This is a genomic window from Amycolatopsis dendrobii, assembly GCF_014145675.1.
Classification (GTDB): Bacteria; Actinomycetota; Actinomycetes; order Mycobacteriales; family Pseudonocardiaceae; genus Amycolatopsis; species Amycolatopsis dendrobii.
In genome coordinates, this window is the sequence record NZ_JACGZW010000015.1 from 166,643 (window position 1) to 193,300 (window position 26,658).

The following is a 26,658-nucleotide window of genomic DNA, read 5'->3' on the forward strand; positions in this document are numbered from 1 at the left end:
CCACGAGCCGCGTGGGAGACAAAGGAGTCACCACCGTGACCGAAGGCGTGTTCGGCCGGCACAGCGGCCATGAACAAGTCGTGTTCTGCCACGACGAGGCCAGCGGGCTGAAAGCCATCATCGGCATCTACTCCACCGCTCTGGGCCCGGCCCTCGGCGGCACCCGGTTCTACCCCTACGCCACTGAGGACGCCGCCCTCGACGACGTTCTCGCGCTCTCCAAAGGAATGGCGTACAAGAACGCACTCGCCGGCCTCGATCTCGGCGGCGGCAAGGCCGTCATCATCGGCGACCCGAACACGTTGAAGTCCGAAGCGCTTCTGCGCGCGTACGGCCGCTTCGTGGAATCACTCGGCGGCCGTTACATCACCGCCTGCGACATGGGCACGTACGTGCGCGACATGGACGTGGTCGCCCGCGAGACCCGGCACGTCACCGGACGTTCCCCCGAGGACGGTGGCGCGGGCGACTCGTCGGTGCTCACTGCTTTCGGTGTGTACCAGGGAATGCGCGCGTCGGCGGACCAGGTGTGGGGCGTGCCCGAACTGACCGGCCGCCGCGTCGGCGTCGCCGGTGTCGGCAAGGTCGGCCACATCCTCGTCGGCCATCTCGTCGAGGCAGGCGCGCACGTGGTGATCACCGATGTCGCGCCCGGCGCGGTGGAACGCACCCGCGCGGCGTACCCGGAGGTCGAGGTGGTGTCCGATGTGGACACCATGATCGGGACCGAACTGGACGTCTTCGCCCCCTGCGCGATGGGCGGCGTGCTCACCGACGAGACGGTAGCCGCATTGCGCGCCCGAATCGTCTGCGGCGCGGCGAACAACCAGCTCGCGCACCCCGGCGTCGACAAGCTCCTTGACGACCGCGGCATCCTGTTCGCCCCCGACTACCTGGTGAACGCGGGCGGCGTAATCCAGGTGGACGACGAACGCCACGGCTTCGACTTCGCCCGCGCTCAGCGCAAAACAGCGGCCATCTTCGACACCACGAAGGCGGTGTACGAGTTGGCGAAGGCCGACGGCGTACCTCCCGCCGCCGCTGCCGACCGCCTCGCTGAACGCCGGATGACCGACGTCGGCCGCCTGCGCTCGATCCTCACGGTGTAGCTCCGCGAACGTCCGTGAGGGGAACTCTGATTCCTTCAGGGTTCCCCTCACGACCCGCTCGGCCGCCGCTCCGGGTGCCGCCCCAATGTGGCATTGGGTGCGTCCTACGCACCGAACGCCACATTGGGTGCGTGACATGCACCCAATGCCACATTGGGGCGCTAGCCCCGCCGCCTACGACACCGCAGCCGGTGCACCCAACGATCGAGGCGCCCACACCACCCCCGCACCCCGATACGAAGCCAAAACCGTAGTCACAATCGGGCTTCGGGGTGCCCGAGCCGAGGAGCGGCGATCAGCCGCTCTTCCGCCGAAAAGTCCGCTTGTTGGCGGCAGGCCCGTGCGCGTGCTGGCTCTGCTGCCCGCCGTTCTCGTGCGCGGCCCCGTCCCGCGCCTTGGCTTGCTTCCGCTCCAGCGCCTCGCGGAACTTCCGCTTGACGTCGCCCTCCCCGTCGCTGGGTGCCGGTTGCGCTTCACTCATGGCTGACCTCCGAAGGTGACGACGTGATACCCCGTCAGCCTGGCGCCCTTCCCGCACCTTGGCGAGCCATTTCAGAGTGACGCCACCCGGCGGTGGCCCGATTCGACCGCCTTCCGCGGCGTCGGCACGACAGCCTCCGCGACCGCCGGACGCTCCCGCCGGACCGCGCGCCACCCGGTGCCGGCGGCGAGCCCGAACCCCGCCGCACCAGCCAAGATCACCGCGACCCAGCCGGTCGCCGCGGTGAAAACCAGATCCCCGGCCCGGCTGTAGACGAAGCCGGAAAGCACCGCCCAGCCCACCGCCGCCGCCCCGCCCGCCGCGAGGGGAGTCGTGATCACTGCCACTGCGCCGACCGCGATCGCGACGGCCACCACGGCATAACCGGGGTACGCACTAGCGAGCTTCGCCGCGAGCGCAGCCGCCACCACCGCCACGCAACCGAGCGGGAAGCCGAATCCGCCGACCAGCCGTCCTTCAGTACGCATGCCCCATGGCACCCCGCGCGGGCGCGTCACGCGGGACGCGCGGACGAGTTCCGTACGCCCCGGCCTCCGTTATTGACGGCTTCTTGACCCCGTCAGGCGCGGGCGGTCGCGCGGACGATCGCGGCCACGATCTCCGGCCACAGCGGCTCCGGCAGGTCGTGCCCCATGCCCGGAATGATGACCAGCTCTGCCTCCGGGATCGCCGCCGCGGTGGCTTTCCCGCCGCTGACGTCGATCATCACGTCGGAGTCGCCGTGCAGCACGACGGTCGGGATCCGGACGTCGTGCAGTCGTTCAGTGCGATCGCCCGACGCGACGACCGCCGCGGCCTGCCGCTGCATCCCGACCGGATGCCGTCCCCGGTCGTAGTTCCGGGTTGCCTTGCGCCGCAAGTACTCCTCGGTGGCGGGATAGCCCGGGGACCCCGTCACGCGGTAGTTCGCGACGCTCAGCTCGATCTGCTCCTCGCGCGTTTCCGGCACCGGCTTGGTGAGCGTCGCGAGCGCGGCGGGCGAGACCTGGCCGACCGACTGGTCGCCGGTCGTCGACATGATCGACGTCAGGCTCAGCAGCCGGTCCGGGTGGTCGATCGCGAGCTGCTGCGCGACCATTCCGCCCATCGAAGCGCCGACGACGTGCGCCTTCGCGAAACCGAGCGCGTCGAACAGCCCGACGACGTCGTCCGCGAGATCCGAGAGCAGGTACGGAGCCGGGGCCGTGCCCGCCATGATCCCGGCGAGGTCCGGCGTGCCGAGCTCGTCGAACCAGGTGGACAGGCCCGCGTCGCGGTTGTCGAAGCGCACGACGTGGAAGCCGCGGCTCGCGAGCAGCTCGCAGAAACCCTCCTCCCAGGTGATCATCTGGGCGCCGAGTCCCATCACCAGCACGATCGGCGGCGCGGACGGATCGCCGAACGTGTCGTACTCGAGTTCGAGGCCGTTGGCCTGTGCGCGTGGCATGCCCCGATCATGCCGCAGCGTGGAACCGCGTGTGGCCGAACCGGCCGGTCGCCGGTTACGGTGCACGCCATGCCGACTCCGCGTGCCGGACAGCGCGCCCGGTCCCGTTCCGCCGCCGGGCTGCCCGCGGTCACCGCGAAGAAGGTGGTCGACGCGGCGGTGAAGCTCACCGTCGAACGCGGCCTGGAGAACTGGACGCTGCGGCAGCTGGCCGCGGCGATCGGGGCGTACCCGGCGGTCGTCTACCACCACGTCGGGGACCGCGACGCGGTCGTGTGCGCGGTGCTCGACCGGGTGGTCGGCCAGCTGCGGCTGCCCGACGAAAACCTGGAGTGGCAGGAGTGGTTCGTCCAACTGCTGACCGGGCTGCGCGAGGTGTTGCGCAAGCACCCGGGCACGGCGCGCCGGATGGCGTCGTTCGGCCCGTCGGTGGCCGCGGCGACGCCCACCCTGGACCGCGGCGTGCGGATGCTGCTGGACGCGGGGTTCGGCGACGAGAGCGCGCTGGCCTACACGATGCTCACCACCACCGCGTGCCAGTACGTCGCACTGGAGGACGACCGGGACTGCAGCCTCGGGCTGCGCCTGGACAACACCGAGGAGTACGCCTCCTACCACGACCGCGAGGACTTGCCCGGCATGGCCGCGCACGGCCGCGTGATGCAGGAGCTGCTCGCCGACCCCGAAGCCGCCGCCGGTTACCATCCGCAGCTGTTCGACTTCGCGATCCGCAGCTGCCTGGACGGGCTCACGTGCCGATTGGCCCGTTTGCGCGACTGAAATTCGCGAAATTGCCCGGCCGGGGCGTCCGCGCTGGGCCGTCCGCGTGGTCGTGGTGAAAAGTCGGGCTGTCGCTGCGCCGACCGACACCGATTCGACGCCTTCCCGGCGTAGCGTGGACAGCTACCGGGGGCCTTGCCTCCGGAAGGGGCCCCCGGCACTTTCCTCCCCCCTCGTGGTGCCGGGGGTTCTCCTTCCGGTACGTCAGTGCTGGGGCGGATGCTGGATCGCGGGGAAGACCTGGCCGACCACGGTCACGAGCGACATGGTCAGCAGCGTGTGCACTTGGCGCCGGTCCAGCGAGCGGTGCACGAGCCATTCGCGGCCCGCCGCCTTCACCATGCCGGCGAACGCGCGCACCGCGGCGTTCAGCTCCTCGCCGTGCGCGCTGTCGCGGGACAGCCCGACCGCTTCGAGCACGCGGTCGGCCGACGCGCGGTCGGCCTCGGCGACGATCCGGTCCACCTCCGGATCGCGGCCGATGCCCTCCGGCGCGATCGCGGCGAGCCACAGCTTCTCCTGCCCGCGCACCATGTCGAGCAGCCAGTCGATGGCGGCGTCCGCGCGTACTTCCAGCGGGCCCTCCGGCAGAATCTGCACCGCAATCCGCGGCACGGTAAGCGCGCGCCGAACGATTTCGAGGTACAACTCCCTTTTTGTTCCGAAATAATGATTGATCAGTCCGCGGGCCACGCCTGCCTCGGCCGCGATGTCCGAAGTGGACACTTCCGAATACGGTCGTTCGCCGAACAGCCGCGCCGCACAGGCGTAGATCTGCTCTTTGCGTTCGTCCGGTTCGAGTCGCCGCCACTTCGGCGCCGGATCGGTGCTCATGGCATCAGTTTGGCATGATCGGTTCAGTAAGGCGGATCAACCGGGCGGAATGTCGCGGCGGAAACACGTTCGGCTGCTACCGCGCGGTATGGGTTGACGGCCTCGCTCAGTCCGGAAGCTCGATCGGCGCGAGGTCCGCGAAACGGTCGCCAGGACCGGGATTCGCCGGATCGCTCGCGCCGCCGAAGTGCCGCTGCACGCCCCACACCGCGTTGAGCGCGGTCTGCACCGCGCCCTCGGCCCAGCCCGCCGTCCATGAAATGTCGTCGCCCGCGAGGAACAAACCGCGATAGCGCTCGGGCAGTGAATCCTGCACGAAGTGCGTGAAAAGCCGGTGCTGGTACCGGTAATGCCCAGGCAGGTTCGCCTTGAACGCGCCCATGAAATGCGGTTCGGCCTCCCACGACACGGTCACCGGGTCGCCCACGATGTGCCGCCGCACGTCGACGCCGGGGTAGATCTCGCGCAGGGACTGCAGCATCACCTCGACGCGGTCGGACACCGGAAGCGGCAGCCACTTCAGCGAATCGTCGGCCCACGTGTAGGACAGGCAGATCACCGCGGGCCGGTCCGGGTCGTCGCCGAGAAGGTAGGTGCCGCGCGGCATCCGGTCGGTCAGCGTCATGCTCATCGTGTCGCGGCCGGTGACCGGGTCGGCGTCGAGCCAGAACGGGCGGTCGACCGGCACGAACACCTTGGAGGAGGCCATGTAGTGCGTGCGCTCGATGGCCGTCCAGTGGTCGATCGGGAACAGCGCCTCGTCGCATTCGATCTTCGACAGCAGCATCCAGCTCTGCGCGGTGAACACCGCCGCGCCGAACGTGCGGATGTGGCCGGAGGCGTCGGTGACGGTGATGTTGTTCGGCGCGGTGCGGTGCAGCCGCGTGACCCCCGGTCGCGGCACGCCGTTTTCGTGCAGGGAAGCCAGATTCGTGCCGGACGGCCAGTGCGCGAGCTTCTCCGGGACGTGCTCCCACAGCCGTTTCGGGAGCTGCCCGCTGCCGCCGACGATGCTGCGGTGCTCGTCGTCCGCGCCGGTGTAGACGACCCGGAGGATTTCGAGAATCGAGTTCGGGAAGTCGGTGTCCCAGCCGCCCGTGCCGAATCCGACCTGACCGAAGATCTCCCGATGCCGAAACGAGGAAAACGCCGGGGAATCGCACAGGAATCCGTAGAAGGTCTGGTTGTCGAGCCGGGGCACCAGTTCGTTCCAGATCTTTTTGACCGTCGCGACGTCGCGATTGCGGATCGCGGTCTGCATCTCGGCGAACGAAGCGTGCTCATCGAGCGTGCGCTGCCACGCCCGCGCCACTTCGCCGTAGACGTCGGGCAGATCTTCGGGCGTGCGCGCGTAATGGCTGCGGCCCTTGAGATCGACGACCGTGCTCGGTGTGGCGGGCGAAAGCGGGTTCGGGAACGGCGTGGTTTCCAGCCCGGCCTTGGCGATGTAGTGGAACAGCGACGTCGACGACGGCGGGAACCGCATCGCGCCCATCTCGGCGACCACGTCGCCGGGCAGACCGGGGAAGTGGTGCGTCCGCAGCCGCCCGCCGATGCCGTCGATCTCGTACACGACCGGCCGCAGCCCGAGCTTCATCAGCTCGTAGGCGGTCACGATGCCGGAGAGCCCGCCGCCGATCACCGCGACCTCGGTGCCGTGCACCTGCTCCGGCACGCTGCCGAGCCCGGCCGGATGCGCGAGGTAATCGTCGTAGGCGAACGGGAAATCGGGGCCGAACATGGTGATCGGCCGGCCGTCGGGTTCCTCGGCGTGGATCGCGGCGGGAACTGCGGAGGTCATGCCCGGGGTCCTTCGGTGAGAGAGCGGTACAGCGACGGCCGTCGGTCGGCCAGGTACGGGGTTTCGGCTCGCGCCTGGGCGAGCACAGCGGGGTTCAGCTCGGCGAACAACAGCTCTTCGCCCGGCCCGGCCTTCGCGACGACTTCATCCGGCGACGCGACTGTCGAACGTCCGCAGTAGGTGAGTTCGCCTTCGGTGTCACAGCGGTTCGCATACACGATGTACAGCTGGCTTTCGTGTGCACGAACCGGAATGAGCAGGTCGGCGACGCGCTCGTACGGCCGCATCAACGCGGTCGGGACGAGCAGCAGTTCCGTGCCCGCGAGCGCGTGCGCGCGGACCAGTTCGGGGAACTCGACGTCGTAACAGATCAGCAGGCCAGCGCGCAGACCGTTGAAGTCGGCCTGCACCACCGGCTCGTCGCCAGGGGAGAACTGGTCGCGGTCAAGATCGCCGAACAGATGGGTCTTGCGGTAGTTCGCGAGCCGTTCCCCCTGCGCGGACAGCAATTGCGCCGAGTTGTACACCGCGTCGCCGTCGCGCTCGGGATAGCCGTAGACCACCGCGATCTTGTGCTTGGCAGCCAACGCACCCAACTCGGCGGCACGCGGCCCGTCCGCCGGTTCCGCCAGTTCCGCGACCGCTTTCGCGCCGATGTTGTAGCCGGTCGTGCCCATCTCGGCAGTCACGATCAGCTCGGCACCGCGCTCCGCCGCGGCGGCCATCGCTTCAGGCAGCCGGTCAAACGGTCCTTGATGGACGGCGATGATCATCGGACGACCTCCGCGAGCCGTGAACGACGGACGCTGTAGCCGAAGTAGATGACGAGCCCGACCAGCATCCACGCGCCGAACACGATCCAGGTCGCCCCGTCGAGGCTGAACATCATGTACGCGCAGCAGGCCAGCCCGAGGATCGGCGTGACCGGCGAGAACGGCACCCGGAACGTGCGCTTTGCCTCGGGACGGCGTTTGCGCAGGATCAGCACGGCGACGTTGACCAGCCCGAACGCGAACAGCGTCCCGATGCTGGTGGCGTCGGCGAGCTTGCCGAGCGGGATGAACGCGGCGAGCAGCGCGACGAACCCGGACACCACGAAGGTGTTGGTGCGCGGCACGCCGGTCTTCGGATGCACGGTGGACAGCGCCTTCGGCACGAGCCCGTCGCGGGACATGGCGAACAGGATCCGCGTCTGCCCGTAAAGGACGGTCAGCACGACGCTGGAGATCGCCACGATCGCGCCGATCGCGAGGAGGATCGCCCAGAGCGGGTTGCTCGAGATCGTGGTGAGCACGTGCGACAGCGCGGCCTGCTTGTCGCCGAACTCCTGCCAGGGCAGCGCCCCGATCGCCGCGAACGCGACGAGGCAGTAGAGAACGGTCACGATGCCGAGCGACAGAAGGATCGCACGAGGCAGGTCACGCTGCGGGTTGCGCGCCTCCTCGCCGGCGGTGGACGCAGCATCGAACCCGATGTAGGAGAAGAACAACTTCGCTCCGCCGGCGCTGACCCCGGCCAGCCCGAGCGGCAGGAACGGCGTGAAGTTCTGCGCCCGGACCGCGGTGAAGGCGATGGCGCAGAACAGAATCAGCGTCCCGATCTTCACCACGACCATGACCGCGTTGGCCCGCGCGCTTTCCTTCGCGCCGGACAGCAGCAGCACCATCGCCAGCAGGACCACGACAATCGCCGGGATGTTGACCAGCCCGCCGTCGCCGGGAGGCCCGCTGAGCGCTTCCGGCAACGTGATGCCGAACGCCAGATGCAGCAGTTCGTTGACGTACTGCCCCCACCCGACCGCGACGGACGCGACGGAGACGCCGTACTCCAGCACCAAACACCAGCCGCACACCCAGGCGACCAGCTCGCCGAGCGTCGCGTACGCGTAGGAGTAAGAGGAGCCGGAAAGCGGGATCATGCCCGCCAGCTCGGCGTAGGAAAGCGCGGAGAACAACGCGGTGATCCCGGCCAGCACGAACGAAACCACGACAGCGGGCCCGGCCACCGGAACCGCCTCGCCGAGCACCACGAAGATCCCGCTGCCCAGCGTGGCCCCGATGCTGAGCATGGTCAGCTGACTGAGCCCCAGCGACCGCTTGAGCGGCCCGTGGTCCGCTTCGGCCACCAGATCGGTGACCGGCTTGCGGCGCAGCACGGCCGCGCCGAGCCTCCCGCGCGCAGAACTGGAGGTGGTGCTCACCGGGCGGCTCCTAGCGATTGATTGTGACGCCACTGTCGACTTCGAGCCACGGTATCGATCGAAAATTGCCCCGAGAACCGAGATGTGTTGTGGATTGCTGCCGGTGATGCGTGATTCATTGCGCTCTCGGGGTTGGTTCCTGCGGGGGTTGCGGCCTGCGGCGGGTGGGCTTGCGGGCCGTTGCTGACTCTAAGTGATCGGGGTGGGGGACTCGCGGTGGCGGGGCTGCCTGCGCAGGTCAGGGCGGGTCGGCGAGGGCTGCGTGGGGTCTGGGTTGCGGTGAGTGTTCCGTCGGCGCTCGTCGCTGCGGGCGCGAGCGGAGGGAGCCGGGGTGAGGCGGACGCCGGGTGGGGCGGCGTGTGCGCGGGGCTGGTCGCGACGGCGGGCCGGGCGAGGAACTGTGCAGTCAGCCGCGTTGGCTGTGCTGCGCGGAGGTTGCCTGGCGGGAATCGGATTCCGGGCAGTGCTCCGGCAGCGCGACGCAGTGCCGGACTGCCCGCAACGTGAAGATCTCGGTGGCGCGGCGGGCAGCTATCGCGGTCGCCTGCCGGGCTGGTCGGCTGGCGAGAGCAAGCACCGCCAGGCCTTGGTCAGGAGGCGGGTGCTTCCGGAAGCAGCAGGGTGAACGTCGGCGGATCGGGACGCGACAGGCGCAACCGGCCGCCTTCGGCTTCGGCCAGGCTTCTTGCCAAACGAAGGCCGATGCCGTGCCCGCCGGGGGTGTGGTCGGAGAACGGATCGCGTTCGCCCAGGTCCGGGCCTTCGTCGACGACGTCCACGGCCAGCGCGCCGCCGGCGTCTCGGGCTCGGACGGTGATGGCGCCTTCGCCGTGGTTCACCGCGTTGTCCAGCAGGACGGCCAGTACTTGCCGGACGGCGGGGGCCGATGCGCGGACTGGCGGCGGGTCGGCGATCTCGAGGCGTAGCTCGCGGTGGTCGGGCAAGGGGACGTCGGATAGTTCTGCCAGGAGGGCGGGCAGGTCGAGTTCGTCGCGAGGGGCGCGGCGTTCGCGGGACAGGGCGAGCAGGTCTTCGACGGTTCGTTCCAACCGGTCGGCGGCGGTGATTCCGGCGCGCACGGCCGCGTAGGGGTCGCGGCCGGGGGTTTCCAAAGCGGATTCCAGTTGCAGGCGCAGTCCGGCCAGCGGGGTGCGGAGCTGGTGCGACGCCTCGGCGGAGAAGGCGCGTTCCCGTTCCAGCGTTTCGCCGATGCGGGTCGCGGTGACGTCCAGGGCGGCGCCGACGCGGTCGATCTCCGGGATCGCCGAGCGGCGGGACCGGGCGGAGAAGTCGCCTTCGCCGAGCCGGGCCGCAGCACAGGCCAGGTCTTCCAGCGGGCGGGTCAGCCGGGCGGCGATCCGGCGGGCCACCAGCCAGCTCGCGAGCACCGCGCCGATCGCGCACCCGGCCATCACCAGCCAGGTGATGCCGACGTCGCGGGTCAGCGCCGAGCGGGGGAGCGCCGCGCGCACGATGCCGGTGAGGCGGGCGCCGGTCAGCACCGGGACGGCCAGCACATCCTCGTCGCCGACCTTCTGGTTCAGCATGTCGCTGCGGGTCACAGCGACTCCGCGCACGACGTCGTCCGCGGCGGGCGGGCCCTCCCCGGCGAGGAGGCGGCCATTCGGGTCGTAGACGGCGACCTCGGCGCCGTCCTCGTTGTCCGGGACTTGGAAGGGTTCGTCGGCGGCGAGCGCGTCGGACACCACGACGGCCGCGCCGTCGGCGGCCCGCTCCAGCGCGGCCGTGGTGTGCGTGCGGAAGTACCACAGCGCCCCGATGGCGAGCGGCAGCCCGAACAGGCTCGTGGCCAGGACCGCCGCGAGGACGGTGAGCGTCACGATCCGGCGGCGCACCCCGTTCAGTCCCCCTCTAACCGGTATCCGTGCCCGCGCAGGGTGGCGATCCTCGGCGCCTCGTACGGCGACTCGGCGGCCGAGGCGAGCTTGCGGCGCAGCGCGGCGATGTGCACGTCGAGCGTTTTGGTGGAGCCGTGCCAGTGCGAATCCCACACGTCGGACATCAGCGTGTCCCGGCTCACCGCCTGCCCCGGCTGGACGGCCAGCCGCGCGAGCAGGTCGAACTCGCGTGCCCGCAGCACGACCTCCCGGCCGCCCACGCTGACCCGCCTGCTCGCGATGTCGACCTCCAGCGCGCCGATCCGCACGACCGGCGTCGACGGCGCGGCGGGCGCGCCCCGGCGGAGGTGCGCGCGCACCCTGGCGAGCAGTTCGGCCAGCCGGATGGGCTTGGTGAGGTAGTCGTCGGCACCGGCTTCCAGCCCGACCACGACGTCCATCTCGTCCGCCCGCGCGGTGAGGATCACCAGCACCGCGCCCGGCAGGGCCGACCGCAGCCGCCGGCACACCTCGACGCCGTCGACGTCCGGGAGGCCCAGGTCCAGCAGCACGAGATCGGCCGCGGTCTCGCGCAGCGCGCTCCGGCCGTCCCGGCACCATTGCACTGTGTGGCCGTGCCCGCGCAGCGCGGAGTCGAGGACGCTGCCGATCGCCGCGTCGTCCTCCACCACCAGTACCTTCGCCATGAGGGAAGCCTAACCGGCCCCTTCCGGGAGCTGCCGCGCGTCCACAGTGGACCCCCAGCGGGACGCGGCCGAGGTCGGGCATAGTGGCTGCATGCTCGGTCTGTACCCGGAACTCGATCCGTACGACCACGGGATGCTGCCGGTCGGCGACGGCAACACGCTGTATTGGGAGGAATGCGGCAATCCCGAGGGCAAACCGGTCGCGTTCCTGCACGGCGGGCCCGGGGGCGGCGCGTCCGCGCGGCACCGGCGGCTGTTCGACCCGGAGCGCTACCGGATCGTGCTGTTCGACCAGCGCGGCTGCGGGCGGAGCACGCCGCACTGCAGCGAACCCGACGTCGACCTGTCGGTGAACACGACCTGGCACCTGGTGTCCGACATGGAGCAGCTGCGCGAGGACCGCGGCATCGACCGCTGGCAGCTGTTCGGCGGCTCGTGGGGCAGCGTGCTCGCGCTCGCCTACGCCGAAACCCATCCGGAGCGGGTGACCGAGCTGGTCCTGCGCGGCGTCGCGACGCTCCGGCTCAAGGAAGTGCAGTGGCTCTTCGGCGGCGGTGCGGCGTGCATGTTCCCGGAAGCGTGGTCGCGTTTCCTCGCGCCGGTGCCCTACGCGCGCCGCGGCGGCGACCTGCTGGAGGTGTACCACGAACTGCTGAATCACCCGGACCCGAACGTGCACGGGCCCGCCGCGCTCGCCTGGAGCCGGTGGGAGGGCGAGACGGTGAAGTTCACCCCGCAGGAAGAGGTGGTCGCCGCGTTCGCCGAGCCGGAGTTCGCGCTCGCGATCGCGCGGATCGAGAACCACTACTTCCGCCACGGCGGCTGGCTCGCCCCCGACCAGCTGATCCGCGGCGCCGGGAAGCTGTCGGGCATCCCGTGCGTTCTGGTCCAGGGCAGGTACGACGTGGTCACTCCCGCCACCACCGCCTGGGAACTCGCGCAGGTGCTGCCGGGCGCCGAGCTGAAGATGATCGGCGACGCCGGGCACGCCTTCGACGAACCGGGCACGCTGCACGAGCTGATCAGCGCGACCGACCGGTTCGCGGCAGGGTGGGAGGGCAGGTCCGGGCTGTCGAGCGCGGAAGTCGAACGAAAGGAAATCCGCATGCTGTTCGGTGACGAGCACGTTCGCCGTTACGAGGAGACCGACGGGGAGGTCGGGCACGACTGGCAGGAGGGCGTGCCGACGCTGGTGCTCACCACGAAGGGCCGCAAGACCGGGCAGGACCGCAAGTTCGCCCTGATCTACCAGGAGGACGACGGCAACCCGGTGATCGTCGCCTCGAAGGGCGGCGCCCCGAACCACCCCGGCTGGTACCTGAACTTGCAGGAGAACCCCGAGGTCCGCGTGCAGGTGCGGGCGGACAAGTTCACCGCGCGCGCCCGGACCGCGACCGGCGAGGAACGCGCCCGGCTGTGGGACAAGCTCGCCGCGGTGTGGCCCGCCTACAACGACTACCAGAAGAAGACCGACCGCGAGATCCCCGTGGTGGTGCTCGAGCGGGTGTGATTCCCGCCGCGTCCTGAGGTCGTGCGGCGCCGAACCGGAGCGTCTTCCGCTACGAATGACGCTCATGGCGCTGTGCACCCGGACCCGGGACCACTGGACCCCGCTCGAAGGGGAGCTGCTCGGCTTCCGCGGCATGCAGAGGTACGGCAGGCGCTTCGCCCGCTCCGGCCGGGGCGCCTGGTACCACTTCGCCATCGAGGTCGTGTGGCAGCTGCTCGCCCTCACGAGCCGGTTCCGCGTGCGCGGCGCGCGGCACATCCCGGAATCGGGCGGGGTCGTGGTGGCTTCCAACCACCTGTCGAACGCCGACCCGACGACGCTCACCGCCTTCTGCCTCGGCTCCGGCCGGGTGCCGCGGTACCTGGCGAAGGCGAGCCTGTGGAACGCGCCGGTGATCAAGGCGGTGATGCGTTCGGGCAAGCACATCCCGGTCCACCGCGGCGCGCCGACCGCCGCGGGCGCGTACCGCGACGCCGTCGCCGCCGTGCGGGCGGGCGAATGCGTCGCGATTTTCCCGGAGGCCGGGCTCTCCGCGGACCCGGACGGCTGGCCGGCGAAGGGCAAGACCGGCGCGGCGCGCATCGCGCTGGAGACCGGCGTGCCGGTGATTCCGGTCGCGAACTGGGGAACGCATGAACTGCTGCCCGCCGGCTCCTGGTTCCCGCGCGTCCTGCCGCGGCGGAAGATCGAGTTCGTCGCCGGCGAGCCGGTGGACCTCGGCGACCTGCGCGGGCGGGAGCTGACCAGGGACGTGCTGGAGGAGGCGACCGCGCTGATCATGGCCGCGGTGACGGAGCTGCTGGCCGGGATCCGGGGCGTGCGTCCGCCGGTCTGAACGGCGGACTCCGCGGTACCGGCTGGCGAAGCCGCCACTGTGGACGATCCGGTTGCGCCAGAAGAGGTTCCGGCGGGTTTCGCCGGGATCAGCCGCCGGCGGACGCGCCGGGGCAGCAGGCAGACGGCCCAGGACGAGCGGCGGCCGGGCCGAAAGCGGGCGCCGTCACGCCGCCCCGCGCGGGCGCGGGAGGTAGTTTCAACGGTATGAGCGCAGACTATGACGTGGTGGTCCTCGGGGCCGGAGTCGGTGGGTACGTCGCGGCGATCCGGGCTTCGCAGCTGGGCCTGAGCGTGGCGGTCGTGGAAGAGAAGTACTGGGGCGGGGTGTGCCTCAACGTCGGCTGCATCCCTTCGAAGGCGCTGCTGCGCAACGCCGAGCTCGCGCACACGGTGAAGGAGGAGGCCAAGACCTACGGCATCTCCTCCGACGGGGAGATCCGCTTCGACTACACCGCGGCGTACGAGCGCAGCCGCAAGGTCGCGGACGGGCGCGTCAAGGGCGTGCACTTCCTGATGAAGAAGAACAAGATCACCGAGTACAACGGGCGCGGCGCCTTCGTGGACGCCAACACCCTCGAGGTGAACGGCGAGCGCATCACCTTCACCTACGGCATCATCGCCACCGGCGCGACGGCCCGGCTGCTGCCGGGCACGCAGCGCAGCGAGCGCGTGGTCACCTACGAAAAGCAGATCCTCGAAAGCGAACTGCCGGGCAGCATCGTGATCGCCGGGGCCGGCGCGATCGGCGTCGAGTTCGCCTACGTGCTGCGCAACTACGGCGTGGACGTGACGATCGTCGAATTCCTCGACCGGATGGTGCCGCTGGAGGACGCCGAGGTGTCGGCCGAACTGGCCAAGCGCTACCGCAAGCTGGGGATCAAGGTCCTGCTGGGCACCAAGGTCGAGGCGATCGACGACTCGGGAGCCAAAGTGCTGGTGACCGTCTCGAAGGACGGCGAGCAGCAGGTGCTCGAGGCCGACAAGGTGTTGCAGGCCATCGGGTTCCGGCCGAACGTCGAGGGCTACGGCCTGGAGAACACCGGCGTCGAGCTGACCGAGCGCGGCGCGATCGCGATCGACGGCCGCGGCCGGACGAACGTGCCGCACCTGTTCGCGATCGGCGACGTGACGGCGAAGCTGATGCTGGCGCACGCGTCGGAGTCGATGGGCATCGTGGCGGCGGAGACGATCGCCGGCGCGGAGACCATGGAGCTGGACTTCGTGATGATCCCGCGCGCGACCTACTGCCAGCCGCAGATCGCGAGCTTCGGCTGGACCGAGGAGCAGGCGCGCGAGAAGGGCTTTGACGTCCAGGTGTCGAAGTTCCCGTTCACGGCCAACGGCAAGGCGCACGGCCTCGGCGACGCGGCGGGCTTCGTGAAGGTGCTGAGCGACGCGAAGTACGGCGAACTGCTCGGCGCGCACCTCATCGGCCCGGACGTGACGGAGCTGCTGCCGGAGCTGACGCTGGCGCAGCAGTGGGACCTTACGGTGCACGAGATTTCGCGCAACGTGCACGCGCACCCGACACTGGGCGAGGCGGTCAAGGAAGCGGTGCACGGACTGGCCGGTCATATGATCAACTTCTGATTCTTCGACGGTCGCCCTGGCCCGCGGTGGTTTCGCGGGCCGGGGCGCTGTCGTTTCCGGGCAAGGAGAACGCCAGTTCCGGCCGCGACCACGAGATCCGCGGCGGCTTCGGCGGTACGGTCCCGATCTGCCGGGCTCCCACGCGTTCGTAGAACTTCACCGCGGGCGGATGCGACACCACACGGACCTCGGTCAGCCCGTTTTTCCGCGCCACCGCAAGGATTTGCTGCACCAGCCGCGCACCGAGCCCGGTTCCCTGTGCTTCGTCCGCGACGAACAACAGGTCAAGCTCGGCATCCGTGAGCGCCGCGAACCCCACTGGTCCCGAAGGACCGCGGGCGACCAGAACCTGGTGCTGGCGAAGGTAATCCGGAGTGACGGCGTACCCCTCCAGGATCGAGGCGTACTGGCCTTGATAGGCCGATGAGGCGTGCATGAGGTCGGTGAGCGCGGCGGCGTCGGCAGCGGCCGCGCGGTCGATCTTGAACATGCCGGCCACGGTAACCGGCGCCACCGACAAAAACTGATCACGCGACCCGGCGGGCGGGCAACGCGGCGGCGCTGAGCAGACAGAGCATGGCGCCGATCCCCAGGGAGAAGCGCACGCCGAGCACCCCGGCGGCGATCCCGCCGAAGGTGATGAAAACCGGTTTGGCGGTACGGGTTCCGGTCGACCAGGCGGTGAGCGTCCGGGTCAGAACGGCGTCGTCGATCAGCGACAGGCGGTACGCCGAATAGGTCGGGTTGAAGATCCCCGCCACCAGCAACAGCCCGAAGTCCGCGGCGATCAGCAAGGCGACTCCGGCCGGTCCGGGAAAGGCGAACGGGGCAGCGAGCAGCCACGGCGTACGCGCGAAACTGGTCCACCGCAAGACTTTCTGCGCGCCAAAATGAGAGCTGAGCGTCGGCGCGAGCCGAGCCCCGAGCAGCCCGCCGAGACAAGGAACGCCCAGCACCAGACCGTATTCCCACGGCGCGAAGCGGAGATCCCTCAGCATCAGCACGGTTTGCAGCGGCGTGACCCAAAGAACCGCTCCGCTGAACAACACCGAGTTGAAAAACAACGGCCGCAGTTCAGGACTTCGCAGCAGGAACCGCCAGCCGTCGGTGAACCCGCGCCGAGGAGACCCGGAAGCAGCGGCAGGCGGTGGTTCCGGCGTGCGCAAGCGGCGGATTCCGAGCGCGGACAGCAGGAACGAGAAAGCGTCGATGAGCATCGTCGCGGTCGCGCCCAGTCCGCTGATCAACACCCCGCCCAGCGGCGGTCCGGCCGACCAGCAGACCCAGTCGGTGCTTTCGAAGCGGCTCAAGGCGGCAGCCCGTTCGTCCGGCGCGACAAGGGCTTTGAGATGCGCGCCGCTGGCTGCGGAGAAAATGACGGCCGCGGTGGCGACGACGATGTCGACCGCGTAGAGCTGCGGCATGGTCAGCACGTGCAGCGCGGCCGCCACCGGCACGCTCGCCAGCGCGGCGCAGCGGACCAGGTCTCCGGTGATCATCGCGGGACGCTTCCGGGCGAACTCGACGCGGGGCCCGAGAGGGAAGGCGAGGAGCGCGCTCGCGGCAGCCGAGATGGCGGTGATCAGGGAGACCTGCCACGCGGGGGCGTCGAGCACGAGCACCGCGACGAGCCCGAGCGCGCCCGCGCCGACCGTGCTGCCCGCCGTGCTGATCGCGTACGCAGTCCACAGCCGCGCGAAGTCCCTCCCCAGGTTCGCCACGAGAGCAGAGTGCCAGCTCCGGTTCCGAGCCGGAAGAGGCCGGTGAGTCTCACCAGGTGGGCCATCCGGGCAGATACCACTTTGGTCGGTGGTCTTAACCGCGGTCGCTATTTAGATTCACGTGACCACAGTGGGTGGCCGGGGGCGAGGACAGGAGTTGTCATGAGAAGAACGAGCCGGGTGGTGGGGTATTCGGTGCCCCTCGCGGTCGGGGTGGTGCTCGCCGGGAGCGGGGTCGCGGTCGCGCAGCCGTCCGCCGCGGACGTGGCGAACGCGCGCACGGGGACAGGGATCAGCGCGTTGCAGGGGATCAAGAAGACCCTCAGCCCGGCCGAGCAGAAGCAGTCCAGCCAGCTCGTCGTGGAGAAGCGCCTGCGAGCCGACCGCAATCTCGCCGCGCAGCTGCCGGATTACCGCACCGGCCTGCCGGTCACTCAGGCGGGAACGGTTTCGGTGGACATCGCGGGCACGGCCGGTGCCGCGATCGCGAAGGCCGTGCGCGCCGCGGGCGGCACCGTTCAGTCCACTTCGTCCAATGGCTCGGTTCGCGCCCAGCTGCCGCTCGACGCGGTGGACCGGATCGCGGCGCGCGGCGACGTCCGGCAGGTCCAGCCCGCGACGCAGGCGATGACCTGGAACGAGCCCGACGCGCAGCGCAGGCAGCTGGCCAAGAAGGCCGTCGCCGCCGTGCAGGTGTCCGAAGGGGACAAGACCCACGGTGCCGACACCGCGCGCACGCAATACGGCGTGAACGGCACCGGCGTGAAGGTCTGCGTGCTTTCCGACGGCGTCAATTCGCTGAAGAAGTCGCAGGACGCGGGCGAGCTTCCCGCCGTCGACGTGCTGCCCGGCCAGGCAGGCAGCGGCGACGAGGGCACCGCGATGCTGGAGATCGTCCACGACCTCGCCCCGGGTGCGACGCTCGGCTTCGCGACCGCGTTCACCAGCGAGTCGAGCTTCGCGGACAACATCCGCGCGCTGCGCACGACCGGCAAGTGCACGGTGATCGTCGACGACGTCGCGTACTTCGACGAGTCGCCGTTCCAGGACACGCAGGTCGCTCAGGCGGTCAACGACGTGACCGCGGCCGGCGCGCTCTACTTCTCCTCCGCGGGCAACTCCGGCAACTTCACCGACGGCACCAGCGGCTACTACGAGGGCGACTTCCGCTCGTCCGGCACCACGCTGCCGGGCGTCACCGGCACCCCGCACGACTTCGACCCGGGCAGCGGCGTGCAGACGACCGACCCGCTCTCGCCGGGTTCGCTCGGCAGGCCGGTGACGTTGTTCTGGTCGGACCCGTGGGGCCACTCGGCCAACGACTACGACCTGTTCCTGCTCAACGCTTCCGGCAGCGTCGTCGCCTCCAGCGCCAACGCGCAGAACGGTTCGCAGAACCCGTACGAGAGCCTGACCGTGCCGACCTCCGGCTCGGGCTACCGCCTCGCGGTGGTCAAGTACAGCGGCGCGGACCGGTTCTTCGCGCTCAACGTGGTCCGCGGCCGGTTCGTCGACTCCGGTTCGCTCAAGGGCTTCAGCACCGCTGGCGTGACCTCGGGCCACTCGGCGGCGGCCGCGGCGTTCTCGGTGGCCGCGGCCCCGGCGGCGACCGCGTTCGGCCGTCCGCTGGAGACCGGCGACCCGGCGAACCCGGCCGGCCCGTACCCGGGCCTGTTCACCTCGGCCAGCAAGTGGGAGCGCTTCACGTCAGACGGCCAGCGGCACCTCTTCTACAACGCCGACGGCACTGAGCTGACCCCGGGCAACGTGTCCTCGACCGGCGGCGCGACCCGCGCGAAGCCGGACATCACCGCGGCCGACGGCGTGGCCACCTCGGTCACCGGCTTCCAGCCGTTCTTCGGCACCTCGGCGGCGGCCCCGCACGCGGCGGCGATCGCGGCGCTGCTGCTGTCCGGCAAGCCGTCCGCGACCCCGGCGGAGGTCCGCACGGCGCTGGTGTCGAGCGCGATCGACCTCGGCGCGCCCGGGTTCGACGCGGTGACCGGCAACGGCGTGATCATGGCGGGTCCGGCGCTGGCCGCGCTGGGCGTGCCGACGAAGTAGCGATACCGCGAAGGGCGGGTTCCCCGACCGGGGAACCCGCCCTTTTCAGTGGCCGGCGACCAGCAGGTGGAACGCCTTCGGCCCGTCTCCCAGCCGGTCGTGGCGGCGCAGTTCGAGGCCCGCGTCCGCGAGCGCTTGCTCGATCTCTTCCGGCGGCCGCAGCCGGAAGCCGTGGCTGGTGAACGGCATTTCGCGCATCGTCGAGGGATCGCCGATGCCGACGACGAACCGGCCTCCGCCGGAGAGCACGCGCGCGACCTCGGCGAACGCGGGCGCCAGGTCGGGAATGAAGTAGACGGTGTTGACCGTCAGCGCCGCGTCGATCGTCCCGTCGCCAAGCGGAAGCTCGGCCATTCCGGCTTGGTGCAGCACCAGCCGTCCGGCGGCGAGGTTCTTCGGGAACGTCCGCCGCGCCCGGGCCAGCGCCGTTTCCGAGATCTCCGCGCCGTGCACGGCGCCGCCCTCGGTCGCGCGCAGCAGGAGGTCGAGACCGAGACCGCCGCCGAAACCCAGGTCCAGCGCGGTTTCGCCGCGGCGGATCTCCAGCGCCTCGACCGCTGCGGTCACCGGCCCGCGGTTGACGTTGTTGAGCAGCCGGACAACAGCCTGTCCGGCCCGGCCCCGCGGATGGCCCAGCTGTTTGGCGAACCCGGCGAGCAGAGTGTCACGTGGTCCCATGCATCCAGTGTGCCGCGATATGGCAACGTGCGGGCGAACGGACTTTCGAGGAGGCGACGTGTCGGAGAAGACTGCTGTGGTCACCGGGGCAGGTTCCGGGCTGGGCCGCCGGATCGCCGGGGCGCTGCTCGGCGCCGGTTACCGGGTCGCGCTCGCCGGACGTCGCGAGGAGGCCTTGCGCGAGACGGCCGGTTCCGACGCGAACGCGCTGGTCGTGCCCGCGGATGTCGCCGATCCGGCTTCGGCGGAGGCGCTTTTCTCGGCCGTGCGCGGCGAATGGGGCCGGCTGGATCTGCTGGTGAACAACGCCGGGGTGTCGCTCGGCGGCACTGTCGCGGATCTGTCCGTCGAGGACTGGCGGCGCACCGTCGACACGAACCTGACCGGCATGTTCCTGTGCGCGCAGCAGGCTGTGCGGCTGATGCGCGACCAGGACCCCCGCGGCGGCCGGATCATCAACAACGGCTCGATTTCCGCGCACGCGCCCCGTCCGGCGAGCGTCGCCTACACCGCCACCAAGCACGCTGTCACCGGCCTCACCCGGTCGATTTCGCTCGACGGCCGCGCCTGGAACGTCGCGTGTGGACAGATCGACATCGGCAACGCGGCCACCGAGATGACCGAGCGGATGGCCGCGGGCATCCCGCAGGCTGACGGACGGCTGCTGGCCGAGCCGACCTTCGACGCGGGCCACGTTGCCGACGCGGTGCTCTACATGGCGGGATTGCCGCTGGAGGCCAACGTCCAGTTCCTCACCATCACCGCCACCACGATGCCGTTCATCGGCCGGGGATGACGTGGTCGCGGCGGAACTCGTCGAACAGCCGGTAGAACATCTGCTCAGTGTCCGCATAGGAGTGAAAGCCGGCGCGGCGTGACTTCGACGTGTCCGCGAACATGTCGTAGTCCCACGAGAACACGAAGTCGCCGAAGGCCCACGAAGAGACGTCGGCGTACGAAGCGGTGAGACCGTGCTTCGCTGCCATCTCGGTCCACAGTGGTTCCTTATCTGCCATCACTGTCGTTAGCGGCAACTGCAACGGCGAAGCGACTTCGAGGTCGAAGTACGCGGCGAGCCTCGGCCACAGCTCTCGCCAGCGGAAGAGATCACCGTTGGCGATGTTGAACGCTTCATTCTGACTGGACGTCGCCGCCCACACCGTGCCCTCGGCGAGCAACTGCGCGTCCGTCATCTCCAGCAGGCTGTCGTACGCGCCGGGCTTGCCGGGAAAGCGCAGCGGCAGGCCGAGTTCCTTCGAGATCGAGGCGTAGACCGCGATCACGAGCGCGAGGTTCATCGGGTTGCCGAGCGTCGTCCCGCCGACCACGGACGGCCGGATCGCCGACCACGACCAGCCGCCGGCCGCGGCCCGGCGCTCCAGGAACTTCTGCTGGTCCACGTTGAACTCCGGCGGCATGTGCTGTCCGGCGTCGGCTTCGCGGGCGGGGGTCTTGAACGGGCCGAGATGCGCGCCGTAGACCTTGTAGCCCTGCATCAGGCTGACGTGCTCCAGCGGGCCCTCGTCGAGGCCGTTCAGCAGGTTCTCCAACATCGCGACGTTCGGCGCCACGAGTTCCGCCCAGGTCGGCCGGTCCTGGTAGGCCGCGTAGAACAGGTGCGTCGCGCCGACGCCGGCCAGCGCCGCCCGCGTGCCCGCCGGGTCGAGCAGGTCGACGGCGAGGCTGCCCGGTCCGCCGCGACGGGAGAGCCCGAGCACCTCCCAGCCGTCGAGAGTCCGCAGGTGAGAGATGAGTTTCCGGCCGATGATCCCGTTGGCCCCGGCCACGAGGGCCACGCGTGTGCTGCTCATGTCTTCGATCCTGTCCTTGCGCACACAATGAGTCCAAGGCTTACTTTTCACCGCTTCGATACACTGGGTTTATGACAAGTCTGCGGCAGCTCGAATACCTGGTCACGGTGGTCGACACCGGTTCGTTCACCCGCGCCGCCGAGCAGTTGCACGTGACGCAGCCCGCGCTGTCGCATCAGATGCGGGCGCTGGAGCACAGCGTCGGCGGGCCGTTGTTGGAGCGGCTGCCGCGTTCGGTCCGGCTCACGCCGATGGGCCGCGCGATGCTTCCGCACGCCCGCGCCGCGCTCGCCGACGCCGAACGTGCCCGATGCGCCGCACGGCAGGCGTCCGGTCAGGTCGCCGGAGAACTGCTGATCGCCACGGTCTACTCGGTGAGCCTCGGTGTGCTCCCGCCTGCGCTGCGAGTGTGGCGGCGCGAACGACCGGACGTCGACGTGCGGCTTTTCGAGTACCGCCACGCCGACGAACTGCGCGACGCGATGCTGGCCGGGGAAGCGGATCTCGCGATCGGCCCGCGTCCGGACGGGTGGACTGGCCCGGTTCGCAAGCTGGGTACGGAAGAGTTCGTCGTCGTGCTCCCGGCCGACGGTGCGACGGAGTCCACTTCGGACAGTACAGTCGACCTGGCCGAGTTGGCCGGCTGTGCGTGGGTGCACTACGCGCCTGGCCACGGCTTAGCCGAACTTCTCGACGCCGCCTGTGCGGAAGCCGGATTCCGGCCGCGGCCCGCCGTGCGCACGGAACAGACCGCCGCCGCACCGTTGCTCGCGGCGGCCGGGTTGGGGCCTGCGCTGGTTCCGGCGAATGTCCTGCCCGCGGAGTTCAGCGGCCGGGTTTTGCGTCCGGGCAAGCCGATCCGGCGCGAGCTGGTCGCTTACGGCCGCAGCGAACCGGATCCGTTGACGGCGGCGTTCGGCGAAGTGCTCGCGCAACACGCGCGGGTTTAGTCGCGCAGCCGCGTCAGGTCGATTCCGGCGAACGGCGTGGTCACGGCGTCGTGGACCCGGGCGGCCCAGACGGCGTGGCCGTGTCCAGTCCACAGTGGAATCGCCGGGAGATCGCGCAGGGCTTGGTTCTCCGCGATCCGGAACAGCTGCGCGGCTTCTTCCGGTGACGCGGTGGTTTCCGCGGAGTTGAGGTCAGCGGCGAATCCGGCATCGGTGTAACCAGCGGCGTCCGCGAGCGCGTGGAGCAAGTCGGCCGGGCTCGGCGACACGGCCTTGACTTCCAGTGCGGACGGTCCGGTCGGCTTGCCTCCGGTGGCTTTTCGCTGTGCGGTAACCGAAATTCCCAGGGTTTTCGACAATCCCTCGGCCAGTGCCTGCGGCCAGGTGCTGTCGAAACTGTCGTAGTACACGGCCGCGTCGCCGGTGAATCCGGCTTGCTCCAGCAGGGATTTGGCGGCCGGACCGTCGAAGGTGCACGGACGGCAGTTCCCGGACCGGTCGCCGGGCGCGACCACCGGCGGCAGCAATCCCTTGGCCGCGTCCGCCTGGTGCGCGAGCGGGCCGGACTCCAGCGCGGCGCGGTCGGTGCCGAGCGCGAAGGCGTGCCGCACCGTCGGATCGGCGAATCGCGTTGCCTCGGCGGAAAACACCAGGTAGCCGGCGCGGGGCAGCGCCCACGTCGCGTGCCGGTCGGCGAAATCGGCGTGCATCGCCTCGTGCCGGTCGCCGGGGACGGACGTGGCGACGTCGAGTTTGCCCTCTTTGACGTCGTCGTACTGCTCCGCCGGATTGCCGACGCGCAGCTCGATTTTCTTGGCCCGGCCCGGATCCGCGGCGACCCGGACGAGCTTGCCGCCGGAGCCGGACTGCCAGTCGCCCTCCAGCCGCAGCGGGCCGTTGCCGATCGGATGGCGGGCGAATCCGTTCCAGTCGCGCGATTTCAGCACCGACGCGGGCAACGGCACGAGTCCGGGCGCGGACAGCCAGGCCGGCACCTGATTCGACGGCCGGTCGAGCACGATCCGCAGCTGCTTCGCGTCGACTGCGGTGATCTCCCTGGCCCGCAACGACTTCGTGAGCAGCGGCGTACTCGCCCAATGGTGGCCCGCGATCGCCTTCCAGGTGTCCACATAGGACTGTGCGGTGACCGGTGTGCCGTCGTGGAATCGAGCGGGCCGCAGCCGCACGGTCCAGGTCGCCTGGTCCGTGCTGGCGATCGACTCGGCCGCGCGCGGGGTGACTTTTCCGCTGGCCGGATCGTAATCGGCGAGCGGAGTCCACAACGCGCCGGTGACGAGCCGTCCGGACGGATCGGTGACGTCGGCGGGCAGCAGCGTGCCGGGTTCGCCGAGGCCGACCGAGAGGACGCCGGGCTGGGCGGGTTCGGCCGACGACGAACAGCCGGGGAGACCGGCCGCGACGACGGCGGCGAGCGTGAGCGGGACCAGCAGACGCGATCGCATGGTGTCTTACTACCAGGTGGAAAGCAACGAAAGGCGGTTGTGTCCGGTTAGGGACCGGCTTAAAGTACTTCAGTCACACTGGGGTCTCCTGGAGGTTTCGCGTGCGCCGTTGGTGGATTCGTTCCGGACTGGCGATCGCGACCGCGGCGGCGACTCTCGTCGCCACCGGATTGCCCGCCGCGGCCTGCGAGGACGACAAGCCGGTCACCGAAGCGAAGCACAGCCTCGGCGATCCGGGCGCGATCAAGGGCGTGCGGCCGGTCGGCAACGTGCCCGACGCGCAAGGGGCTATTTCGGCGAATTTCCTCAGCTACGGCAAACGCGACGTGATGGTCGTGTCCGGCCAGTTCGGCCTGAAGGCGTACGACCTCACGGACAATCCGGCGAAGCCGCGCGCGATCGGCGAGCTGAGCCTGCCCGGGCTGTGGGAAACCGAGGACACCGAGGTCGACGCGAAACGCAAGCTCGTGTTCCTTTCCCGCGACCCGCGCGCGTTCAAGGGCAACACGCACACCGGCGAGTCCGGCATCTACGTGGTCGACGTGGCGCGTCCGGAGAAACCGGAGATCCTCAGCTACGTCAAGGTTCCGGCGGGCCACACCACCAGCTGCGTCGACGACTGCCGCTACCTCTGGACCGGCGGCCCGGCGAAGGCCGACGACCAGCCCGCGGACTGGGGCGGCAGGCCGATCTGGGTCACCGACGTGCGCAACCCGCGCGACCCGAAGGTGCATCCGGACCCGATCGAACTCGCCCGCAACGACGGCAAAACCGACTACGTGCACGACGTGCAGGTGGACAAGATGGGCGTCGCGTGGGTGTCGGGCAAGGGCGGCGTGCGCGGCTACTGGACGTCCGGCCTCCATCGCGACCCGGTGCTGAACCGCTACCGCTGGGCGAGCGCGCTCAAGCCAGTGCCGTACGCGGGCGGCGGAGTGTCGGAAACCGCCGCGCCGTCGAAGTTCCTGCACAACAGCTTCCACCCGGTCGGCTCCCGCGACGACGGCGCCTGGCGCGGACACGACCTCGTGTACGCCACCGAGGAAAGCTTCCTCCCCGGCTGCGCGGGCGACGGCGTCCTGACGATTTCGGCGCTGGACGGCTCGTACCAGGGCGAAGGCTGGCGGTCCACGCCGGAGAAGCCGTTCCGGATGCGCAGCGTCGGCACCTGGAGCGTCGCCGGGCAGGAAGGCAGCGACCCGGTGTCCGACGACTGCTCGGCGCACTACTTCGACCTGCACGGGCACGTGCTGGTGCAGTCGTTCTACGCGCAGGGCACGCGATTCCTGGACGTGAGCGACCCGTCGAACCCGACGCAGATCGCCTACTTCCGCCCGGCGGACGCGGCTTCGTGGGCTCCGTACTGGCACGACGGGTACGTGTATGTGGCGGACAACAAGCGGGGCATCGACATCCTGAAGCTGACTGCTTAGCGGCTGGCCAGTTCGCGGCGGAACTCGCGCGCGGAGAAGGTGACCGCGTGCTCGGCGAATTCGTTGGCCGCCTCGTCTTCCTCCGGTACGCCGAAGTCTCGCCAGGTGATGAGATCCCCGCGCCGCGAGACCTTCGCGGCGATGGCGCCGCACTCGATGTCTTCGCATTCGGGGCAGACGTACAGCAGCACCCTGCCGTCCGGCGCGTCGCCCGGCGCCTCGCCGAGCACGCGTGCCACGCGCAGCGGGTCGCGCGGGCGATCGGTGGCCAGCACTGAGATCAGGTCTAGTCCGGTGTCGGCCAAGCCGCGCACGCTGGCGCCGTCGACCTCGAAGTCGAGATACTCGCGCGCACGCTGGTATTTCCGGCGCTCGCGGACCATCGGGACCAGGCGGAGGCGGTTCACGATCCCTGATCCTGCCGCCCGGAAACCGCCCCGCCAACCGGATATCGGACAGCCAGCCCGTCCAGCAGCGCCTGCAGCCCGATCTCGAACAAGTGGTCCAGATCGAGGTCGTACCCCTCCTCGGCGAGGTCCCGCACCATCCGCGCCAGCACCGGATACCGCCCCGAACCGGTCAGCGCCGCGTACCCCCGCGCCTGCTTCTCCATCCACTGGTCCTCGGTGATCCCGGTCGTCCCCATCGCGTGCCGCTCGCGTTCCAGATGAATCGCAGTGCCCTGGATGTGGTTGTAGAACAGCACATTCAGATCGCACAGGTCAGCCGCGTCCAGCCCGAAGACCGACAACGCGGCCAGCGCGCGTTCGTTGTGCGCCGCCAGGTTCGGCAGCGGCCAAGGCCGGGTGAGCGGGACGAGATGCGCCAGCCACGGATGCCGCCGGTGCACTGACCACAGCGTGCGCGCCACCAGCTCCAACTGCGCCCGCCACCCCTCCGGTTCCCGTGCCGGGTAACCGGTTTCGCCGTAGACGGTGTCCGCCATCAGGAAGATCAGTTCGTCCTTTCCGGACAGATACCGGTACGGCGCCATCGCCGGAACGCCCAGCCGCGCGGCGAGCCCGCGCATCGACAGCGCCGCCACGCCCTCCGTGTCGGCGATCGCGATTGCCGCGCGTACCAACCGATCCCGAGACAGCACCGGACGCTTCGACTCGACCTCAGCGTGCTGGCCAGCGACGACATGGCCCGACCGCGGTTCGGCACGGATCACGCCTTCGCGGCGCAAAACGTCGAGCGCCTTGGCCGCGGTGGCGTTCGCGACACCATGCGCCGAAGCCAGCTGACGCGTCGAAGGCACCTTCGCGCCCGGCGGCAGCTGCGAGATCTCTTCGCGCAGCGCGGCGGCGATGCGGAGGTACGGCGGTTCGGTCGGCATCGAGGTCCTGTCTGTACTAGGTCAGCGGGTCATCTGTACTAGGTCAGTTTTGGCGGCGGAAGCCA

At 70.0% G+C, this 26,658-nt stretch carries 25 protein-coding genes and 1 pseudogene; 10 read left to right on the plus strand and 16 right to left on the minus strand.

Annotation, left to right across the window (positions count from 1 at the left end; translation table 11 throughout):
* Window positions 1-35: 35 nt before the first annotated feature.
* Window positions 36-1,109 (plus strand): Glu/Leu/Phe/Val dehydrogenase dimerization domain-containing protein, encoded by a 1,074-nt coding sequence (locus H4281_RS37040; protein ID WP_182895516.1) that lies wholly within the window; start codon window positions 36-38, stop codon window positions 1,107-1,109.
* A 295-nt stretch (window positions 1,110-1,404) separates the two neighbouring features.
* On the opposite strand, the gene H4281_RS37045 is transcribed toward H4281_RS37040, so the two are convergent.
* The 3 genes from H4281_RS37045 to H4281_RS37055 all read right to left on the minus strand — a co-directional run bounded on the left by H4281_RS37045 (window position 1,405) and on the right by H4281_RS37055 (window position 3,037).
* Window positions 1,405-1,590: a DUF5302 domain-containing protein gene (locus tag H4281_RS37045; RefSeq protein WP_093576226.1), complete on the minus strand. Its 186-nt coding sequence runs from the start codon at window positions 1,588-1,590 to the stop codon at window positions 1,405-1,407.
* Between the two features lie 71 nt (window positions 1,591-1,661).
* Window positions 1,662-2,078: a hypothetical protein gene (locus H4281_RS37050; RefSeq protein WP_182895517.1), complete on the minus strand. Its 417-nt coding sequence runs from the start codon at window positions 2,076-2,078 to the stop codon at window positions 1,662-1,664.
* A gap of 92 nt (window positions 2,079-2,170) precedes the next feature.
* Window positions 2,171-3,037 (minus strand): alpha/beta fold hydrolase, encoded by an 867-nt coding sequence (locus tag H4281_RS37055; RefSeq protein ID WP_182895518.1) that lies wholly within the window; start codon window positions 3,035-3,037, stop codon window positions 2,171-2,173.
* Window positions 3,038-3,106: 69 nt separating this feature from the next.
* On the opposite strand from H4281_RS37055, the gene H4281_RS37060 reads away from it, so the two are divergent.
* On the plus strand, window positions 3,107-3,817 hold the full coding sequence (locus H4281_RS37060) for a TetR/AcrR family transcriptional regulator (RefSeq protein WP_182895519.1): 711 nt from the start codon (window positions 3,107-3,109) through the stop codon (window positions 3,815-3,817).
* 204 nt (window positions 3,818-4,021) lie between these two features.
* On the opposite strand, the gene H4281_RS37065 is transcribed toward H4281_RS37060, so the two are convergent.
* The 6 genes from H4281_RS37065 to H4281_RS37090 all read right to left on the minus strand — a co-directional run bounded on the left by H4281_RS37065 (window position 4,022) and on the right by H4281_RS37090 (window position 11,197).
* Entirely contained in the window at window positions 4,022-4,651 is a 630-nt protein-coding gene (locus H4281_RS37065; RefSeq protein ID WP_182895520.1) for a TetR/AcrR family transcriptional regulator, read from the minus strand.
* Between the two features lie 106 nt (window positions 4,652-4,757).
* The gene (locus H4281_RS37070) at window positions 4,758-6,452 is read right to left on the minus strand and encodes a flavin monoamine oxidase family protein (RefSeq protein WP_182895521.1); all 1,695 of its coding nucleotides are present in this window, start codon (window positions 6,450-6,452) and stop codon (window positions 4,758-4,760) included.
* Window positions 6,449-7,225 (minus strand): carbon-nitrogen hydrolase family protein, encoded by a 777-nt coding sequence (locus tag H4281_RS37075; protein ID WP_182895522.1) that lies wholly within the window; start codon window positions 7,223-7,225, stop codon window positions 6,449-6,451. The genes H4281_RS37070 and H4281_RS37075 overlap by 4 nt, the downstream gene beginning before the upstream one ends.
* A complete protein-coding gene (locus H4281_RS37080) occupies window positions 7,222-8,652 on the minus strand; it encodes an amino acid permease (protein WP_312872251.1) in 1,431 nt (476 codons plus the stop codon). Before H4281_RS37080 ends, H4281_RS37075 begins: the two co-directional genes overlap by 4 nt.
* Before the next feature lie 590 nt (window positions 8,653-9,242).
* Entirely contained in the window at window positions 9,243-10,508 is a 1,266-nt protein-coding gene (locus tag H4281_RS37085; RefSeq protein ID WP_182895523.1) for a sensor histidine kinase, read from the minus strand.
* Window positions 10,509-10,513: 5 nt separating this feature from the next.
* Entirely contained in the window at window positions 10,514-11,197 is a 684-nt protein-coding gene (locus H4281_RS37090; RefSeq protein ID WP_182895524.1) for a response regulator transcription factor, read from the minus strand.
* Window positions 11,198-11,288: 91 nt separating this feature from the next.
* Here H4281_RS37090 and pip point away from each other — a divergent pair.
* From pip to lpdA, 4 genes and pseudogenes are all read left to right on the plus strand, one after another.
* A pseudogene (gene pip, locus H4281_RS37095) lies at window positions 11,289-12,227 on the plus strand (prolyl aminopeptidase); the annotation flags it as partial.
* 75 nt (window positions 12,228-12,302) lie between these two features.
* Window positions 12,303-12,707, plus strand: a complete 405-nt coding sequence (locus H4281_RS46885) for a nitroreductase family deazaflavin-dependent oxidoreductase (protein WP_439098613.1) — start codon at window positions 12,303-12,305, stop codon at window positions 12,705-12,707.
* A gap of 55 nt (window positions 12,708-12,762) precedes the next feature.
* Window positions 12,763-13,542: a lysophospholipid acyltransferase family protein gene (locus tag H4281_RS37100; RefSeq protein WP_182895526.1), complete on the plus strand. Its 780-nt coding sequence runs from the start codon at window positions 12,763-12,765 to the stop codon at window positions 13,540-13,542.
* A gap of 206 nt (window positions 13,543-13,748) precedes the next feature.
* Window positions 13,749-15,134, plus strand: a complete 1,386-nt coding sequence (gene lpdA, locus H4281_RS37105) for a dihydrolipoyl dehydrogenase (RefSeq protein WP_182895527.1) — start codon at window positions 13,749-13,751, stop codon at window positions 15,132-15,134.
* Here lpdA and H4281_RS37110 read toward each other — a convergent pair.
* A complete protein-coding gene (locus H4281_RS37110) occupies window positions 15,124-15,624 on the minus strand; it encodes a GNAT family N-acetyltransferase (protein WP_182895528.1) in 501 nt (166 codons plus the stop codon). The genes lpdA and H4281_RS37110 overlap by 11 nt on opposite strands.
* Before the next feature lie 37 nt (window positions 15,625-15,661).
* A complete protein-coding gene (locus H4281_RS37115; RefSeq protein ID WP_182895529.1) occupies window positions 15,662-16,855 on the minus strand; it encodes an MFS transporter in 1,194 nt (397 codons plus the stop codon).
* Between the two features lie 162 nt (window positions 16,856-17,017).
* Here H4281_RS37115 and H4281_RS37120 point away from each other — a divergent pair, with 162 nt between their 5' ends.
* Entirely contained in the window at window positions 17,018-18,919 is a 1,902-nt protein-coding gene (locus H4281_RS37120) for a S8 family peptidase (protein WP_182895530.1), read from the plus strand.
* Between the two features lie 45 nt (window positions 18,920-18,964).
* Here the strand turns inward: H4281_RS37120 and H4281_RS37125 are convergent, their stop codons facing one another.
* A complete protein-coding gene (locus H4281_RS37125; protein WP_182895531.1) occupies window positions 18,965-19,597 on the minus strand; it encodes a class I SAM-dependent methyltransferase in 633 nt (210 codons plus the stop codon).
* A gap of 19 nt (window positions 19,598-19,616) precedes the next feature.
* On the opposite strand from H4281_RS37125, the gene H4281_RS37130 reads away from it, so the two are divergent.
* Window positions 19,617-20,393, plus strand: coding sequence for an SDR family oxidoreductase (locus H4281_RS37130; RefSeq protein WP_182895532.1), 777 nt, complete (start codon window positions 19,617-19,619; stop codon window positions 20,391-20,393).
* Here H4281_RS37130 and H4281_RS37135 read toward each other — a convergent pair.
* On the minus strand, window positions 20,377-21,408 hold the full coding sequence (locus tag H4281_RS37135; RefSeq protein WP_182895533.1) for an SDR family oxidoreductase: 1,032 nt from the start codon (window positions 21,406-21,408) through the stop codon (window positions 20,377-20,379). The genes H4281_RS37130 and H4281_RS37135 overlap by 17 nt on opposite strands.
* 71 nt (window positions 21,409-21,479) lie before the next feature.
* On the opposite strand from H4281_RS37135, the gene H4281_RS37140 reads away from it, so the two are divergent.
* Window positions 21,480-22,358 (plus strand): LysR family transcriptional regulator, encoded by an 879-nt coding sequence (locus H4281_RS37140; RefSeq protein ID WP_182895534.1) that lies wholly within the window; start codon window positions 21,480-21,482, stop codon window positions 22,356-22,358.
* Here the strand turns inward: H4281_RS37140 and H4281_RS37145 are convergent.
* Entirely contained in the window at window positions 22,355-23,821 is a 1,467-nt protein-coding gene (locus H4281_RS37145; RefSeq protein ID WP_182895535.1) for a peptide ABC transporter substrate-binding protein, read from the minus strand. The genes H4281_RS37140 and H4281_RS37145 overlap by 4 nt on opposite strands.
* A gap of 101 nt (window positions 23,822-23,922) precedes the next feature.
* Between H4281_RS37145 and H4281_RS37150 the strand changes: the two genes are divergently transcribed.
* On the plus strand, window positions 23,923-25,254 hold the full coding sequence (locus H4281_RS37150; protein ID WP_182895536.1) for an LVIVD repeat-containing protein: 1,332 nt from the start codon (window positions 23,923-23,925) through the stop codon (window positions 25,252-25,254).
* On the opposite strand, the gene H4281_RS37155 is transcribed toward H4281_RS37150, so the two are convergent.
* Together H4281_RS37155 and H4281_RS37160 are read right to left on the minus strand one after the other, a co-directional pair.
* A complete protein-coding gene (locus H4281_RS37155) occupies window positions 25,251-25,661 on the minus strand; it encodes a hypothetical protein (protein ID WP_182895537.1) in 411 nt (136 codons plus the stop codon). The two genes, H4281_RS37150 and H4281_RS37155, sit on opposite strands and share 4 nt — an antisense overlap.
* Window positions 25,658-26,593 carry a TetR/AcrR family transcriptional regulator C-terminal domain-containing protein gene (locus H4281_RS37160; protein WP_182895538.1) on the minus strand — a complete coding sequence of 312 codons (936 nt, stop codon included), beginning with the start codon at window positions 26,591-26,593 and terminating at the stop codon, window positions 25,658-25,660. The genes H4281_RS37155 and H4281_RS37160 overlap by 4 nt, the downstream gene beginning before the upstream one ends.
* Between the last annotated feature and the right edge of the window lie 65 nt (window positions 26,594-26,658).

Bases quoted from the DNA above. Each gene is read 5' to 3' on its own strand.
- H4281_RS37050 (WP_182895517.1), bottom strand. From the start codon at position 2,078: ATGCGTACTGAAGGACGGCTGGTCGGCGGATTCGGCTTCCCGCTCGGT.
- H4281_RS37060 (WP_182895519.1), top strand. From the start codon at position 3,107: ATGCCGACTCCGCGTGCCGGACAGCGCGCCCGGTCCCGTTCCGCCGCC.
- H4281_RS37045 (WP_093576226.1), bottom strand. From the start codon at position 1,590: ATGAGTGAAGCGCAACCGGCACCCAGCGACGGGGAGGGCGACGTCAAG.
- lpdA (WP_182895527.1), top strand. From the start codon at position 13,749: ATGAGCGCAGACTATGACGTGGTGGTCCTCGGGGCCGGAGTCGGTGGG.
- H4281_RS37145 (WP_182895535.1), bottom strand. From the start codon at position 23,821: ATGCGATCGCGTCTGCTGGTCCCGCTCACGCTCGCCGCCGTCGTCGCG.
- H4281_RS37075 (WP_182895522.1), bottom strand. From the start codon at position 7,225: ATGATCATCGCCGTCCATCAAGGACCGTTTGACCGGCTGCCTGAAGCG.
- H4281_RS37120 (WP_182895530.1), top strand. From the start codon at position 17,018: ATGAGAAGAACGAGCCGGGTGGTGGGGTATTCGGTGCCCCTCGCGGTC.
- H4281_RS37135 (WP_182895533.1), bottom strand. From the start codon at position 21,408: ATGAGCAGCACACGCGTGGCCCTCGTGGCCGGGGCCAACGGGATCATC.
- H4281_RS37070 (WP_182895521.1), bottom strand. From the start codon at position 6,452: ATGACCTCCGCAGTTCCCGCCGCGATCCACGCCGAGGAACCCGACGGC.
- H4281_RS37055 (WP_182895518.1), bottom strand. From the start codon at position 3,037: ATGCCACGCGCACAGGCCAACGGCCTCGAACTCGAGTACGACACGTTC.
- H4281_RS37065 (WP_182895520.1), bottom strand. From the start codon at position 4,651: ATGAGCACCGATCCGGCGCCGAAGTGGCGGCGACTCGAACCGGACGAA.
- H4281_RS37130 (WP_182895532.1), top strand. From the start codon at position 19,617: ATGGCAACGTGCGGGCGAACGGACTTTCGAGGAGGCGACGTGTCGGAG.
- H4281_RS46885 (WP_439098613.1), top strand. From the start codon at position 12,303: ATGCTGTTCGGTGACGAGCACGTTCGCCGTTACGAGGAGACCGACGGG.
- H4281_RS37090 (WP_182895524.1), bottom strand. From the start codon at position 11,197: ATGGCGAAGGTACTGGTGGTGGAGGACGACGCGGCGATCGGCAGCGTC.
- H4281_RS37100 (WP_182895526.1), top strand. From the start codon at position 12,763: ATGACGCTCATGGCGCTGTGCACCCGGACCCGGGACCACTGGACCCCG.
- H4281_RS37110 (WP_182895528.1), bottom strand. From the start codon at position 15,624: ATGTTCAAGATCGACCGCGCGGCCGCTGCCGACGCCGCCGCGCTCACC.
- H4281_RS37140 (WP_182895534.1), top strand. From the start codon at position 21,480: ATGACAAGTCTGCGGCAGCTCGAATACCTGGTCACGGTGGTCGACACC.
- H4281_RS37125 (WP_182895531.1), bottom strand. From the start codon at position 19,597: ATGGGACCACGTGACACTCTGCTCGCCGGGTTCGCCAAACAGCTGGGC.
- H4281_RS37160 (WP_182895538.1), bottom strand. From the start codon at position 26,593: ATGCCGACCGAACCGCCGTACCTCCGCATCGCCGCCGCGCTGCGCGAA.